The 14,748-nt window shown below is 72.6% G+C and carries 11 protein-coding genes; 4 read left to right on the forward strand and 7 right to left on the reverse strand.

Annotated elements, in window-relative coordinates; genetic code table 11:
• Window positions 1-210 precede the first annotated feature (210 nt).
• Both CP967_RS19065 and CP967_RS19070 read left to right on the forward strand, forming a co-directional pair.
• A complete protein-coding gene (locus tag CP967_RS19065; protein ID WP_150489124.1) occupies window positions 211-2,736 on the forward strand; it encodes an ATP-dependent Clp protease ATP-binding subunit in 2,526 nt (841 codons plus the stop codon).
• Between the two features lie 878 nt (window positions 2,737-3,614).
• On the forward strand, window positions 3,615-4,298 hold the full coding sequence (locus CP967_RS19070; RefSeq protein ID WP_150489125.1) for a M23 family metallopeptidase: 684 nt from the start codon (window positions 3,615-3,617) through the stop codon (window positions 4,296-4,298).
• 150 nt (window positions 4,299-4,448) lie between these two features.
• Here CP967_RS19070 and cseC read toward each other — a convergent pair whose 3' ends face one another.
• The 5 genes from cseC to CP967_RS19095 form a co-directional block, all read right to left on the reverse strand.
• A complete protein-coding gene (cseC, locus tag CP967_RS19075; protein WP_150489126.1) occupies window positions 4,449-5,765 on the reverse strand; it encodes a two-component system sensor histidine kinase CseC in 1,317 nt (438 codons plus the stop codon).
• Entirely contained in the window at window positions 5,762-6,475 is a 714-nt protein-coding gene (cseB, locus tag CP967_RS19080; protein ID WP_150489127.1) for a two-component system response regulator CseB, read from the reverse strand. The genes cseC and cseB overlap by 4 nt, the downstream gene beginning before the upstream one ends.
• 11 nt (window positions 6,476-6,486) lie before the next feature.
• Window positions 6,487-7,203, reverse strand: a complete 717-nt coding sequence (locus CP967_RS19085; protein ID WP_373300455.1) for a hypothetical protein — start codon at window positions 7,201-7,203, stop codon at window positions 6,487-6,489.
• Entirely contained in the window at window positions 7,191-7,775 is a 585-nt protein-coding gene (locus CP967_RS19090; protein WP_150489128.1) for a SigE family RNA polymerase sigma factor, read from the reverse strand. The genes CP967_RS19085 and CP967_RS19090 overlap by 13 nt, the downstream gene beginning before the upstream one ends.
• 171 nt (window positions 7,776-7,946) lie before the next feature.
• The gene (locus CP967_RS19095; protein WP_150489129.1) at window positions 7,947-8,849 is read right to left on the reverse strand and encodes an HhH-GPD family protein; all 903 of its coding nucleotides are present in this window, start codon (window positions 8,847-8,849) and stop codon (window positions 7,947-7,949) included.
• Window positions 8,850-9,142: 293 nt separating this feature from the next.
• Between CP967_RS19095 and CP967_RS19105 the strand changes: the two genes are divergently transcribed.
• Complete coding sequence (locus CP967_RS19105; protein ID WP_150491941.1) at window positions 9,143-9,925, forward strand: hypothetical protein; 783 nt, start codon at window positions 9,143-9,145, stop codon at window positions 9,923-9,925.
• Window positions 9,926-10,051: 126 nt separating this feature from the next.
• Here CP967_RS19105 and disA read toward each other — a convergent pair whose 3' ends face one another.
• Both disA and radA read right to left on the reverse strand, forming a co-directional pair.
• A complete protein-coding gene (gene disA, locus CP967_RS19110; protein WP_150489130.1) occupies window positions 10,052-11,176 on the reverse strand; it encodes a DNA integrity scanning diadenylate cyclase DisA in 1,125 nt (374 codons plus the stop codon).
• An 80-nt stretch (window positions 11,177-11,256) separates the two neighbouring features.
• Window positions 11,257-12,669, reverse strand: a complete 1,413-nt coding sequence (radA, locus tag CP967_RS19115) for a DNA repair protein RadA (protein ID WP_150489131.1) — start codon at window positions 12,667-12,669, stop codon at window positions 11,257-11,259.
• A gap of 186 nt (window positions 12,670-12,855) precedes the next feature.
• On the opposite strand from radA, the gene CP967_RS19120 reads away from it, so the two are divergent.
• Window positions 12,856-14,619, forward strand: a complete 1,764-nt coding sequence (locus CP967_RS19120; RefSeq protein WP_425281757.1) for a BACON domain-containing protein — start codon at window positions 12,856-12,858, stop codon at window positions 14,617-14,619.
• Window positions 14,620-14,748: the final 129 nt, after the last annotated feature.

Consider the following 14,748-nt stretch of genomic DNA (forward strand, 5'->3'; position numbering starts at 1 on the left):
CGGCGTACTGGCGAAAGGGCTATCTGCCTGGCCTGCGGGAACATCGTCTCGCACCATCGGGTTGGAGCAGTTGTCGGCGTTCGGGGCAGGAGGCCATCGATCGGGTGTCGGCAGTTGAAATGAGCGGTCCCCGCTTGCGGGACTAAGCTGCGGAAGGACAGGGAGGGGACCGACCCCTTACTGCCTGACCGCTCTGAGGAGCGATTAACGATGTTCGAGAGGTTCACCGACCGCGCGCGGCGGGTTGTCGTCCTGGCTCAGGAAGAAGCCCGGATGCTCAACCACAACTACATCGGCACCGAGCACATCCTCCTGGGCCTGATCCACGAGGGTGAGGGTGTCGCCGCTAAGGCCCTGGAGAGCCTCGGGATTTCGCTCGAGGCGGTCCGCCAGCAGGTGGAGGAGATCATCGGCCAGGGCCAGCAGGCCCCGTCCGGGCACATCCCCTTCACCCCCCGGGCGAAGAAGGTCCTGGAGCTGTCGCTCCGCGAGGCCCTTCAGCTCGGCCACAACTACATCGGCACGGAGCACATCCTGCTCGGCCTGATCCGCGAGGGCGAGGGCGTCGCCGCCCAGGTCCTCGTGAAGCTGGGCGCCGACCTGAACCGGGTGCGGCAGCAGGTCATCCAGCTGCTCTCCGGGTACTCGGGAGGCAAGGAGGCCGCCACCGCCGGCGGTCCCGCCGAGGGCACGCCCTCCACCTCCCTGGTGCTCGACCAGTTCGGCCGGAACCTCACCCAGGCTGCCCGGGAGTCCAAGCTGGACCCGGTCATCGGGCGTGAGAAGGAGATCGAGCGGGTCATGCAGGTGCTGTCCCGCCGCACCAAGAACAACCCGGTGCTCATCGGCGAGCCCGGCGTCGGCAAGACCGCCGTCGTCGAGGGCCTGGCCCAGGCCATCGTCAAGGGCGAGGTGCCCGAGACCCTCAAGGACAAGCACCTCTACACCCTGGACCTCGGTGCGCTGGTCGCCGGCTCCCGCTACCGCGGTGACTTCGAGGAGCGCCTGAAGAAGGTCCTCAAGGAGATCCGCACCCGCGGCGACATCATCCTGTTCATCGACGAGCTCCACACCCTGGTGGGTGCGGGTGCCGCCGAGGGCGCGATCGACGCGGCGAGCATCCTCAAGCCCATGCTGGCGCGGGGCGAGCTCCAGACGATCGGTGCCACCACGCTCGACGAGTACCGCAAGCACCTGGAGAAGGACGCCGCGCTGGAGCGCCGCTTCCAGCCGATCCAGGTCGCGGAGCCGTCGCTGCCGCACACCATCGAGATCCTCAAGGGCCTGCGCGACCGTTACGAGGCCCACCACCGGGTCTCCATCACGGACGAGGCGCTGGTCCAGGCCGCGACGCTGGCCGACCGCTACATCTCGGACCGCTTCCTGCCGGACAAGGCGATCGACCTGATCGACGAGGCCGGTTCCCGGATGCGCATCCGCCGGATGACCGCGCCGCCGGACCTCCGCGAGTTCGACGAGAAGATCGCGGGTGTCCGCCGCGACAAGGAGTCGGCGATCGACTCCCAGGACTTCGAGAAGGCGGCTTCGCTCCGTGACAAGGAGAAGCAGCTGCTGGCGGCGAAGGCCAAGCGGGAGAAGGAGTGGAAGGCCGGCGACATGGACGTCGTCGCCGAGGTCGACGGCGAGCTGATCGCCGAGGTCCTGGCCACCGCCACCGGCATCCCGGTCTTCAAGCTGACCGAGGAGGAGTCCTCCCGGCTGCTGCGCATGGAGGACGAGCTCCACAAGCGCGTCATCGGCCAGAAGGACGCCATCAAGGCCCTCTCGCAGGCCATCCGCCGTACGCGGGCCGGCCTCAAGGACCCGAAGCGCCCGGGCGGTTCGTTCATCTTCGCCGGCCCGTCCGGTGTCGGTAAGACCGAGCTGTCCAAGACGCTGGCGGAATTCCTCTTCGGCGACGAGGACGCGCTGATCTCCCTCGACATGTCGGAGTTCAGCGAGAAGCACACGGTTTCCCGTCTCTTCGGTTCGCCTCCCGGTTACGTCGGCTACGAAGAGGGCGGACAGCTCACCGAGAAGGTGCGCCGTAAGCCGTTCTCCGTCGTTCTCTTCGACGAGGTCGAGAAGGCCCACCCCGATATCTTCAATTCCCTGCTCCAGATTCTGGAGGACGGTCGTCTGACCGACTCCCAGGGCCGGGTCGTGGACTTCAAGAACACGGTCATCATCATGACGACCAACCTCGGGACCCGGGACATCTCCAAGGGCTTCAACCTGGGCTTCGCCGCTCAGGGCGATGTGAAGACGAACTACGAGCGGATGAAGGTCAAGGTCAACGAAGAGCTCAAGCAGCACTTCCGGCCCGAGTTCCTGAACCGTGTCGACGACACGGTCGTCTTCCACCAGCTCAGCCAGGAAGACATCATCCAGATCGTCGACCTGATGATCGCCAAGGTGGACGAGCGCCTCAAGGACCGCGACATGGGCATCGAGCTCAGCGCGGACGCCAAGACGCTCCTCGCCAAGAAGGGCTACGACCCCGTGATGGGCGCCCGGCCGCTGCGCCGGACGATCCAGCGCGAGATCGAGGACATCCTCTCGGAGAAGATCCTCTTCGGCGAGCTGCGGCCCGGTCACATCGTGGTCGTGGACACCGAGGGCGAGGGCGAGGAGAAGAAGTTCTCGTTCCGCGGCGAGGAGAAGTCGGCTCTGCCCGACGTCCCTCCGATCGAGCAGGCGGCGGGCGGCGGCCCGAACCTGACGAAGGAAGCGTAGGGGCGCCTGCGGCGCGACAGCGTGACAAGGGGCCGGCCCCCGGACCGTTCGACGGTCCGGGGGCCGGCCCCTTTCGCCGTGGGAGGGACCGGCCGGGCGTGAGGCCCCGGGAACCGGGTGTACGGCGCAGAGGCCCCTTGCGCCCCAGCCGCCCCTGTTTCCAGGTCCTCCGGGCCACCCCGGCCGCCCGGCCCCGGTCCCGCCGTGCCGCCCGGTCTCGTCCCGCCGTGCCGGCAGGAGTGGCCATGCCGATCAGGCCGCCCGGGGGCGGTCCATCCGGCCGGGGCGGCCGTGCCGACCACACCGCCCGGGGGCGGTCCGTCCTGCCGGAGAAGCCCACCTGCCGGAGAAGCCCGCAAGGGTGGCCGTCCAGGTGGGGGCAAAGGTGGACGGAGAGTCGGAGCGAGGTGTCTGACGGTGACCGGATGACGGGGTTCCGGGGGGCCCGGAGCTTCCTTCGGGACGGTTCCGGGAGCCGTCGGCAAGGGGGGAAACGGGGGGTCCGGGCGGGTCTGCGGTGACAAGGCGCACAGGCCGTTTCGGGCCTACTAACCGGCGTAGGAGAAGCGCGGGTTCCTCCAGGCGGGACCTTGGTCCCGGGCCGGTGGAGTCCTTCGGCATCGTGGGCGAAGTGTCTGTATAAGGGGCTCATATCCCGGAAAATGGCAGTCGGAGCAGGGTTTAAACCCCGCCCGAGGGGTTTTCCGGGGGTCGGCAGGGGGTGTCGTCAGGGGACTTCGGCGGTGAATTCCCGACGGTCTGCCTACGGCCTTTGATCGTAGATGGGGTGTTTGAGGCTTTTGGGGGTTCCGGGTTACCAAGGTGGAGCAAGCCCGGTCCGAGTGGCCGGGTCCAGTCATCCCGGAGGTTCACCCCGCATGTCGAAGCGCGTTACGTTCCAGCTCTCCCGCCGCCCGTCCATGCCCCGCGTCAGTGGCGCCGTCGTGGCCGCCGGCCTGGGAGCGTCGATGGTGTTCGGTGCGGGCGCTGCGTTCGCGTCCGGCACGACGGGCAACGTCGCCCTGGCCGCTGCCACCACCACCGCCGACTCCGTCGCCAAGCAGGCGTCGGCGCAGAGCAAGGCCGCCGTCGCCGCCGAGAAGTCCGCAGTCACCGCGCAGGCCGCGGCCAAGAAGAAGGCCGTCACCTGGAAGACCCCGGTCAGCAAGTACGTGCTGAGCGCCACCTACGGCACCGGCGGCGACCGCTGGAGCAACAAGCACTCCGGTCAGGACTTCGCCGTCCCGATCGGCACCAAGGTCGTCGCCGCCCACAGCGGCACGGTCGTCAAGGCCGGCCCGAACGGCGGCGGTGACGGTCCGGCGTACGGCAACGCCATCGTGATCAAGCACGCCAACGGCAAGTACTCGCAGTACGCCCACCTGTCGAAGATCCAGGTCAAGATCGGCGAGAAGGTGAACACGGGCGAGAAGATCGCGCTGTCCGGCAACACCGGTAACTCCAGCGGTCCGCACCTGCACTTCGAGATCCGCACCACCGCGAACTACGGTTCCGCGATCAACCCGGTGGCGTTCCTGAACTCGCAGCACGTCCACATCTGATCCACCCGGCCCGCCCGGCACGACCTGATCGCGCCGGGCGTCCGGCCCGAAGACGCACACGGCGGTGACGCCGTGGAAACGGGGCCCCGGAGGCGATTCGCCTCCGGGGCCCCGTCGTCGTGTCCGGAGCCCCGGACCGGCCGTGACCGGTCAGTCGTCCGGACGCAGCACGGGGAAGCTCCCGGTGTTCGTCGGGGCGTGTTCGGGCAGCCACAGCACGGCGACGGCCCCGCCGGTGCCGTCCGTGGTGCCGGAGGGCGCGGCGTTGCGGAAGGTCAGCCTGGCCCCCAGTACCCGGGCCTGCCCCGCGGCGATGGTGAGGCCCAGCCCGTGCCCGCGGCCCGCCCGGTCGCTGCTTCCGGTACGGAAACGGCTCGGCCCCTCACGCAGGAGGTTCTCCGGGAACCCCGGCCCGTGGTCACGTACCCGCACCACCCGGCCCTCGACCGTGACCTCGACCGGGGCCGAACCGTGCTTGGCGGCGTTGCCCAGCAGATTGCCCAGGATGCGTTCCAGGCGCCGGGGATCCGTGGAGACCCAGGACTCGTGCACCACCCGCACCGTGATCCCGGGGTCGAGCAGACCGACCCGCCGGCTGACGAATTCGCCCAGCGGCAGTTCCTGGAGCTCGGCGCGTTCCGAGGCGCTGTCCAGCCGGGCCACCTCCAGCACGTCCTCCACCAGCGTCCGCAGCGCCTGGGCGCGGTCGCGTACCAGCTCCGTGGGCCGGCCCGGGGGCAGCAGCTCGGCCGCGGTGAGCAGACCGGTCACCGGGGTGCGCAGCTCATGGGCGATGTCGGCGGTGACCCGGCGCTCCGCCTCGATCCGCTCGTTCAGCGCGTCGGTGAGCGCGTCCACCGCGCGGGCCAGTTCGTCGGTCTCGTCCCGTACGACGCCGCCGACCGCCTCCCGTACCCGTACGTCGGTGTTGCCCTGGGCGACCTTGCCCGCCGCCGCGGCCGCCTTGCGCAGCCGCCGGGACAGCTGGCCGCCGATGAGGACCCCCAGCGCGCAGCCGCCGACGACCACCGAGACCGAGCCGATGACCAGCGCCCGGTCGAGATCGCCCATGATCATGGCGCTGCGGTCCGCGAAACGGGTGTGGAGGGAGAGGACGTCGCCGTTGGCCAGCGGGACCGCCGCCCAGACGTCGGGCACCCCGTCGTACTCGTCGACATGGGTGGCCCGGCGGTTCTCCCGGATCTGGCCGCGCAGGCTCGCCGGCAGCGCGGGGTCGTTGAGCTTGGCACCGAACTTCGGCGACGGTTTCTGGGCGCCCGAGGCCTCGTAGAGCCGCTGGGCGAACAGCAGCCGTTCCAGTTGCACCTCGCGGGCGTTCTCCAGCATCGAGACCCGGGCGGCGTTGTGGACGACCAGGCTCAGCGTCAGGGCGATGAGAGCGCCCACCGCGGCGATCGCGACGCTGATCTTCCAGCGGACCCCGGTCCGCAGCGCCAGCCGCCTCATGCGCGGAGTTTGTAGCCGAAACCGCGGACCGTCTCGATCCGGTCCTGCCCGATCTTGGTGCGCAGCCGCTGCACATGGACGTCCACGACACGGGTGTCGCCGCCCCAGCCGTACTCCCAGACGCGTTCCAGGAGCCGGTCGCGGGAGAGCACGGTGCCCGGCGCCGAGGAGAACTCCAGCAGCAGCCGCATCTCCGTGGGCGTCAGACCCACCGGCGCGCCCGCGCGGCGGACCTCCATGCCCTCGGTGTCGATCTCCACATCACCGAAGACCAGCACGCCGTCGTCCCCCTCCGTCTCCCGCGCGTCCGTGCCCCCGGGCCGCCCGCCCGGCCCCGAGGCATGGCCGAAACGTCTCAGCACCGCGCGGATACGGGCGACGAGCACCGCGCCGTCGAACGGCTTGGTGACGTAGTCGTCGGCCCCGGCCTCCAGGCCGAGCACCACGTCGATCGCGTCGGCGCGTGCCGACAGCATGATCACCGGAACCGTGGACTCGTCCCGGATACGGCGGCAGAGGCTGACCCCGTCCATGCCGGGGACCATCACGTCGAGGAGGGCGATGTCCGGCCGGTCGGCACGGAACGCCTCCAGGCCCAGCAGACCGTCCGGTACGGCGGTGACGGCGAAGCCGACCCTTTCCAGGGCGAGCTGGGTGGCCTCGCGGATGACGTCGTCGTCCTCGACGAACAGGACATGGGTGTCGGCCATGCCGGAAGTCCTCAGTTCTGTGCCGTCGGCAGGGGGAGGGCGCCCTCCCCGGTGCCGACGGCACGGTTGAAGTCGTTGTGCACCCGGTCGGTCTCGGCGAACCGGCGGCCCGTCCAGCGGTAGGTGATCACGTCCTCGCCGGACGGGAACGTGACCTCGTCCTTCCACCCGTACACCTGGGTGGTCACCACCAGGTCGCCCCGGTCGATGGTCCCGTAGACCGCGGGCACCTCGGCGGCGAAGACGTTCTCGTACGCCCCGTCCTCGTCCCGCCGGTAGACATAGGTGCCGACGCCGACGGACTCACCGCAGGTCAGCACATTGACGACGACATCAGGGGCGGAGTTGTCGGTGAGGGTGCCGTAGGAGGTGTCGACCGGGTACGCGCTGCCGGCGCACGGCTTCAGGTCGTTCCTCACCCGGGGGTCGACCTCGGGGTCGTTCTTGAGGAGCCGGACGGCGTCGACGCGGGGCGCAGGGCTCGCCGTCCCCATGGGCGTCGCCGACGACGACGGGGAGACCTGGGCGACCGGCTGGGTGCCCGCCGGGCCCTCGTCACGGGTGCCGGTGCCACCGGCGGAACAGCCCGCGCACAGCAGGGCGGCGGTCAGCAGGACGGTCAGCGCCGCCCCGCGCGTCACCGGTGAGGAAGGCGGCCGGCCCGTGCCGGGCCCCCGCTCCCCGCCGGGCGCCGTACCGCCGTCACCGGCGCCTGTCAGGCCGCGCACCGCTTCCGCCCCCGCTCGTCATGACGCCTGTCCCGCTGTGCCGGGATCCGCGCCGCTGCCCCCTCGGCCTCCCGGCCGGCGGCCGCACGGCTCTCCAGCTCCTGGCGCAGACGCGCCAGGGCCCGGTGCAGCGTGCTCTTCACCGTACCGGCCGACATGCCGAGCGCCGCGGCCGTCTCCTCCGTGCTCATCTGCTCCCAGTGTCGCAGCACGACCACACTGCGCTGCTTCGGTGCCAGGATCCCCAGCACGTCCATGAGCAGGGCGCGGTCGGCACGCTGCTCGGCACCGTCGTCGACGCTCGCGTCGGGGAGCTGCTCGGTGGGGACCTCCTCCAGCTTGCGGGCCCGCCACCACTCCGTACGCGTGTTGATCATGACGCGGCGCAGATAGGCGTCGGCGAGGGACTTGTCGGCGATGCCGTCCCAGCGGCCGTAGGTGCGGGCCAGGGCGGTCTGGAGCAGGTCCTGGGCGTCGACGGGGTCCGGGACGAGCCGGCGGGCACTGCGCAGCAGCGCCTCCTGCCGGGTACGTACGTACTCCTCGAAGCCGAGCACCTCGCCGTGCGCCATGACAACCGCCTCCGTCGCCTTCGTTCCCCGTGGTCCCGCTGCCGGCGACAGGTCCGGCCGCCGACAGCGGTTGACGCTACGGAGGTGTTGTCACGAGGGTGTGCGGAGCAGCCGTACGCGGACGCACGGCTGTCCATCGGTTGTGTAACAGCGCAGGCCGGACGGGCCGGATCAGCCCAGGGGGAGGCGGTAGCGGGCGCCCGCCAGCGGTTCGACCAGACCGTCGGCGACCAGCCCGTCCAGGGCGCGGGCCCGCTGGACGGGCTCCTCCCACACCGAGTCCAGAGCCGCCTGGGTCACCGGGGCGACCGACTCGCGCAGCACCGCCAGCAGCCGGCCGCGCACCTGCCGGTCCGTGCCGGCGTACGTCTGACCGCGGCGCGGGGCCCCCTGGTGGGCGGGTTTGCCGGCCAGCCGCCAGGCGCACTGCCCGGAGATCGGGCAGCGGCCGCAGTCCTCGTTCTTCGCGGTGCACACGAGCGCGCCGAGCTCCATCGTGGCGGCGGCCCACCGGGCCGCGCGGCCGTCCTCCTCGGGGAGCAGGGCACGGGCCAGCTTGCGCTCGGCGGCGGTCGTGGCGTTCGGCGGGTACTGGATGCCGGACGCGGCCCGGGCGAAGACCCGGCGCACGTTCGTGTCGAGGACCGCGTGGCGCTGCCCGTACGCGAACGAGGCGACGGCCGCCGCCGTGTACTCGCCGATACCGGGCAGGGCGAGCAGCTGGCCGTGCTCGCTCGGCACATCACCGCCGTGCCGTTCCGTTATCGCCTGCGCGGCCCCGTGCAGGCGCAGCGCGCGGCGGGGGTAGCCGAGCCGGCCCCAGGCGCGGACGGCCTCCCCGGGGGCGTCGGCGGCCAGGTCCGCGGGGCGGGGCCAGCGGGCCATCCACTGTTCGTACACCGGGAGGACCCGGCTCACCGGGGTCTGCTGCAGCATGAACTCGCTGACCATCACACCCCAGGCGCCCGCTTCGGGGCGTCGCCAGGGCAGATCGCGGGCGTGCTGCTCGAACCACCCGATGACGGGGGTGTGGAGGGAGGCGGGGGGCGTGTGTGTCGAAGTCATGGCAGTCATGGCACCTACGATCCTGGCACGGAAGCGGCGGTAACGGGCACGGCTGCGGGGGTGTCGGGACGAGCGATGGCTCACGGGGTGATAACGCCACCCGTTTCGACCCCTCACGCTCGGCCACCCGGTTCGGGAACCGGGCAAAGCGGCTGGAAGCGACCGGAACGGCCGCTCCGTGATGATGATCCGGAAAACTTGTCGAGCAGAGCGGCGGGTAGGGGCCGGAGTTGCTCCGGAACTCTCGTAAAGTTCGGTACGTGGGTTCTCTGCGCAGTCCGGTCGGTCCGCTCCCCTCCAGCATCTACTGGCGGAGGAGGGCAGTTGCGGCGGTACTGATCGCGCTGCTCGCGGCGCTCGTCGTGTGGGCCGTCACCTCCGGTGGGGGCGGCGGGAAGAACGACGACGGGAAGTCCGGCGGCTCAGCCCCCGCCCCCTCCATCACACCAGGGCCCTCCGGTTCGGGCCCGGTGGTCGGCCAACCGCCGGGCGGGCGCGAGGAGTCGGAGGAGAACGGCGGCGGATCGGGCTCCGGACCGGGTTCCGGCACGGGCTCCGCCGGCGGCGACGGGAGCACCGGCACCGGCGGTTCCGGCGGCACGGCCGCGGGTGGCACGGGCGGTGCCGGCGCGGGCGGTACGGGCGGTTCCGGAACCGGCCCGCAGGTCCCGGCAGGTTCCCCGCTCCCCGACTGCGCCGCCTCGGCACTGCAGTTGAGCGTCAGGACGAAGAACAGCTACGGCCCGGACGACAAGCCGGTGTTCCAGCTGGTCGCCGAGAACACCTCCGCGGCGGACTGCAAGGCCGACCTGGGCCCGAAGACCGCGGTGCTCACCGTCACCGAGGCCGGCGAGGACGACGAACAGGTGTGGTCCTCGAAGGACTGCCCCCGGGCCGGGGCCGTTTTCCTGAGGGTCCCGGCCGGTGCCACGGTCGTGCACACGGTGGAGTGGGACCGCGTGAAGAGCACGCCGGGCTGCGGGACACCGCCTCCGGGCAAGGCGGCCCCCGGTACGTACCTGCTGGAGGCCAAGGCCCCGGGGGAGACCGTGCAGCGGGCCTCCTTCGTCCTGGCGAAGGACTGACGAAGGACTGACGAAGGACTGGCCAAGGGCTGTGACACCGGGAGTGCCGGGAACCGGCACCGGGCGGGAGCAGCCCCCCGGCCGGGGGCGCGGTGCCCCGCCGGGCACCGCTTCGCCGACGGGCCCTCAGACGTACCGTTCGAGGATCGAGGACTCCGCGAGGCGTGAGAGGCCCTCGCGGACACTGCGGGCGCGGGCCTCACCGACGCCGTCGACGGCCTGGAGGTCGTCCACACTGGCGGCGAGCAGCTTCTGCAGACCGCCGAAGTGCTCCACCAGCCGCTCGATGATCGCCCCAGGCAGCCGCGGCACCTTCGCCAGCAGCCTGAAGCCCCTGGGCGAGACCGCCGAGTCCAGCGTCTCCGGTGAGCCGCTGTAGCCCAAGGCGCGCGCCACGACCGGCAGTTCGAGCAGCTCGGTGTGGGTGAGGGTGTCCAGCTCGCCCAGCGCCTCCGCCACCGTCCGCGAACGCTTCGCCGTCGGCTCGGGGACGTAGTCACGGACGACCAGCTCGCGCTCCGGCTCCACACCGGCGATCAACTCGTCCAGCTGGAGCGCCAGGAGGCGGCCGTCGGTGCCCAGCTCCACCACGTACTCGGCGATCTCCGTGGCGATCAGGCGCACCATCTCCAGGCGCTGGGAGACCGCCGTCACGTCGCGGACGGTCACCAGGTCCTCGATCTCCAGGGCGGAGAGCGTCCCGGCGACCTCGTCCAGACGCAGCTTGTACCGCTCCAGGGTGGCGAGCGCCTGGTTGGCCCGGGACAGGATCGCGGAGGACTCCTCCAGGACCCGGCGCTCGCCGTCCACGTACAGGGCGATCAGGCGCATCGACTGGGAGACCGAGACCACGGGGAAGCCGCAGGCCTTGGAGACGCGGTCGGCGGTGCGGTGACGGGTCCCCGTCTCCTCGGTCGGGATGGCGGCGTCCGGGACCAGCTGCACGCCGGCCCGCAGGATCTTGGTCATGTCCTTGTCGAGGATCATGGCGCCGTCCAGCTTGCACAGCTCACGCAGCCGGGTCGCGGTGAACTCCACGTTCAGCACGAAGCCACCGGTGCACATCGACTCCACGGTCTTGTCCATGCCCAGGACGATCAGCCCGCCGGTGTTCCCGCGGAGGATGCGCTCCAGGCCGTCACGCAGGGCCGTCCCGGGCGCGACCGCGCTCAACGAGGCGCGCATCAGCGCCTCGTTCCCCGTGCCTTGGCCGGACTTTCCGGGCGTTGCTGCCCGGTCGTTGGCTGCCACTGCACTCCTCCGGTCACAGGTTTGCGATGCCCTTGCGTCCCTCATACCGTTCGTACGGGCGGGCGAGACCAGGGCAAAGTCTACCGGCGTGCGCCGTCCTCCCGTGGTCCGTCCGGGCGAGAGCGGCGGGGGAGCGCCCGCAGGGCGTCGCCCATGTCGGCGACTTCTGTGACCTTCATACCGGAAGGGACCCGTCCCGGATCCCTCGGGACCAGGGCGTGCTTGAAGCCGAGCCGGTGCGCCTCGGCCAGTCTGCGCTGGACCCCGGTGACCCTCCTGACCTCGCCAGCCAGGCCCACCTCGCCGATCGCGACCAGGTTCTTCGGCAGCGGTGTGTCACTCGCCGCACTGGCCAGGGCCAGAGCGATCGCCAGGTCCGCGGCGGGCTCGGTGAGCTTCACACCGCCCACCGTCGCGCTGTAGATGTCGCGCTTGCCGAGCGCGCTGATCCGCCCCCGCTGCTCCAGGACGGCCAGCATCATCGAGACCCGCGAGGTCTCCAGGCCGGAGGTCGTGCGCCGGGGCGAGGGGATCTGCGAATCGACCGTCAGCGCCTGCACCTCGGCGACCAGGGGGCGCTTGCCCTCCAGGGTGACCGTCAGGCAGGTGCCGGGAACAGGCTCGTCGCGGCGGGTGAGGAAGAGCCCGGAGGGGTCGGCGAGGCCGGTGATGCCCTCGTCGTGCAGCTCGAAGCAGCCGACCTCGTCCGTGGCGCCGTACCTGTTCTTGACGCCGCGCACGAGACGCAGGCGCGCGTGCCGGTCGCCCTCGAAGGAGAGCACCACGTCGACCAGGTGCTCCAGGAGCCGGGGGCCCGCGATCGCGCCGTCCTTGGTGACGTGGCCGACCAGGAGCGTCGACATCCCGCGCTCCTTGGAGGCCCGGATGAGGGCCCCGGCCACCTCCCGGACCTGGGCCATGCCGCCGGGGGCGCCGTCGATCTCCGGCGAGGCGACCGTCTGCACGGAGTCGAGGACGAGCAGTGAGGGCTTGACCTGGTCCAGGTGGCCCAGGACCGCGGAGAGGTCGGTCTCGGCGGCGAGATACAGGTGGTCGTCGATCGCCCGGATCCGGTCGGCCCGCAGCCGCACCTGGCTCGCGGACTCCTCCGCCGTGACGTAGAGGGTGCGGTGGTCCTCGCCCGCCGCCTTGGCGGCGACGTCCAGCAGCAGTGTCGACTTGCCGACCCCGGGCTCGCCCGCGAGCAGCACCACGGCGCCGGGCACCAGGCCGCCGCCGAGGACCCGGTCCAGCTCGCTCACGCCCGTGGAGCGCGCCGTGGCCTGCCGGCTGTCGACCTGGCCGATGGGCAGGGCGGCGCTGGAGACCCGGCCCGCGGCGGTGGTGCGGACCGCGGGTGCGCCGCCGAACTCCTCGACGGTCCCCCATGCCTGGCACTCCGGGCAGCGGCCGAGCCATTTGGCCGTGGTCCAGCCGCATTCGGTGCAGCGGTAGGACGGCCGGTCCTTCGTGGATTTCGTACGGGCAGCCATGGCGCCACCGTACAGACGGGTACTGACAGCACCGGCCACGAGCACGGTGGACGAACCAGTGTGCGATGCGGCAATCCCGGCGGAATCGATGATTCACGTCCTCTTTCGAGGGATACCGTCACTCGTAAGGATGAAATGTACGCAAGCGCCGTCAGGGGTGTGTCCCTCTCTGCCTACGGTCGCCGGGTGACGAGCAGCAGGCCGGAGTCCTCCGCACTCCCCACCGACACCTCCCGGGCGGACCGCCGCGCGCCCCGCCCGTCCGCGCAGCCGGCGCCCGTGCGGTACGAGCCGTACCTCGACGGCCTGTTCACCTACTGCCTCTCCGTGCTGTGCGACCACGAATCGGCCACCGAGGCGCTCGGCTCGGTCCTGGCGCTCGCGGAACGCCGGCGGTCCCGGTGCCCCGAGGCCGAGGAGGAACGTAAATCCTGGCTGTACGCCCTGGCCAGGTGGACCTGTCTGCGCGCGCTCGCCGAGCAGAAGCGGGGGCGGCGGGCGCACCGGCGCCCCGCCGGCACGCCCCGGGCGCCGGCGCCCACCCCCGAGGCGGCGGCCGTCCCGGACCCCGCCGCCTCCCCGGCGGCCGAGGCACGCCGGCGCGAGCTCGCCCGGCTGGCGTGGCCGGAGGCGGCGGGCACCACCCCACAGCAGCGCGAGGCGCTGGAGCTCGCCGTGCGCCACCGGCTCACCCCGCGTGCCGTCGCCGCCGTCCTCGGTCTCGAACCGGCCGGTGCCCGCCAGCTGCTGGCCGCCGCGGCCTGCGAGGTGGAACGCACCCGCGCCGCGCTCGCCGTCGTCGGGGCCGGGGACTGCGCCACCGTCGCCCGGCTCACCGGCGCCCACCCGGTGCTGCTCTCCTCGGCCCTGCGCGGGGAGCTGGTCCGGCACGTCGACGACTGCCCCGGCTGCCGGCGTGCCGCCGAGCGGGCCGGTGCGGCCGGGCCCTGGCCGGGCGCGGCCGCCACCCCGGACGCCGCGCTGCCCGTCGTCGAGGCGCCGCGCCCCTCCGTGCACGTCGCCCTGGCGCACGCCAGGCGGTCCCGTCCGCCCGCCCCGCGCTTCGGACGTACGGGCTTCCCGCTGGACCCCAAGGACCACGCGGCCCGCCGCGACCGGCTGCGCGCCCGGGCCGTGACGACGGCCGTGGTGGCCACGGTCGTCGCCGCCCCCGTGATCGCCCTGTGGGCCGCCTACCGGGGCGCCCCTTCGACCGGTGAGGGCCGCGACGGCTCGTCGGTCACCGCGACGGACGCGGACGGGCCCGGCGCGGGCGCCGGCGGCCCCGGGTACGACTACGAGAGCGCGGGCAACGCCCGGCGCGGCTCAGACGGCGGCTTCACGGGCCCGGGCCGGCGCTCCGGCGACGTATCGGCCGAGGTCGTCAGCGTCTCCCCCGGCTCCCCGGCGGCGGGTGCCCTCCGGATCGAGGTCCGCTCCGTGGCCGGGCGGACGGCGGTCGCGCTCACCGCGACGGGGGACGGGCCGGTCTCCTGGTCGGCTCGCGCCGACGCCCCCTGGCTGCGCCTCAGCCGCTCCTTGGGCACGCTCGCGCCGGGCCGGAGCACCGTGCTGTACGTCGAGGTGGACCGGACCGCCGAACCGGCCGGCCCGTGGGGCGCCCGGGTGGTGTTCGACCCCGCCGGACAGGCCGTGGCGGTCACCGGCCACGGGGCGGGCGCCCCGTCGCCGGACCGCCCCCCGCCCGTACGTCCGTCACCGGTCCGCCCGTCCGCCGGCCCGTCGTCAGGGGCCCCCGGCCCGTCGCCGGCCTCCCCGCCGCAGACATCGGGCCCGGTGCGGCCCGGCCCCACGCAGGGCCCGGCCACGGAGCCGGCACCCGGCCCGGCGGACCCCACGACCGCCCCCGCCGGCGGCACGCCCCCGACGGACCCCTGGGCGGAGCCGCCCACGGGCCCCTCGCCGGACGGCGGCGGACCGGGTGGTTGACGGCGGGGCGACCGGGCGGCCGGGCCCCGCCGTGCCCGGCTGTGCTCCGCCCGCGCCCCGCGGCCCCGGCCCGGGCGGCGGATCAGGCGGGCCGGTCGCCCCCACCGGCGGCGGCCGCCCGGGGAGGGC

The sequence above is a fragment of the Streptomyces nitrosporeus genome (genome assembly GCF_008704555.1).
GTDB lineage: Bacteria > Actinomycetota > Actinomycetes > Streptomycetales > Streptomycetaceae > Streptomyces > Streptomyces nitrosporeus.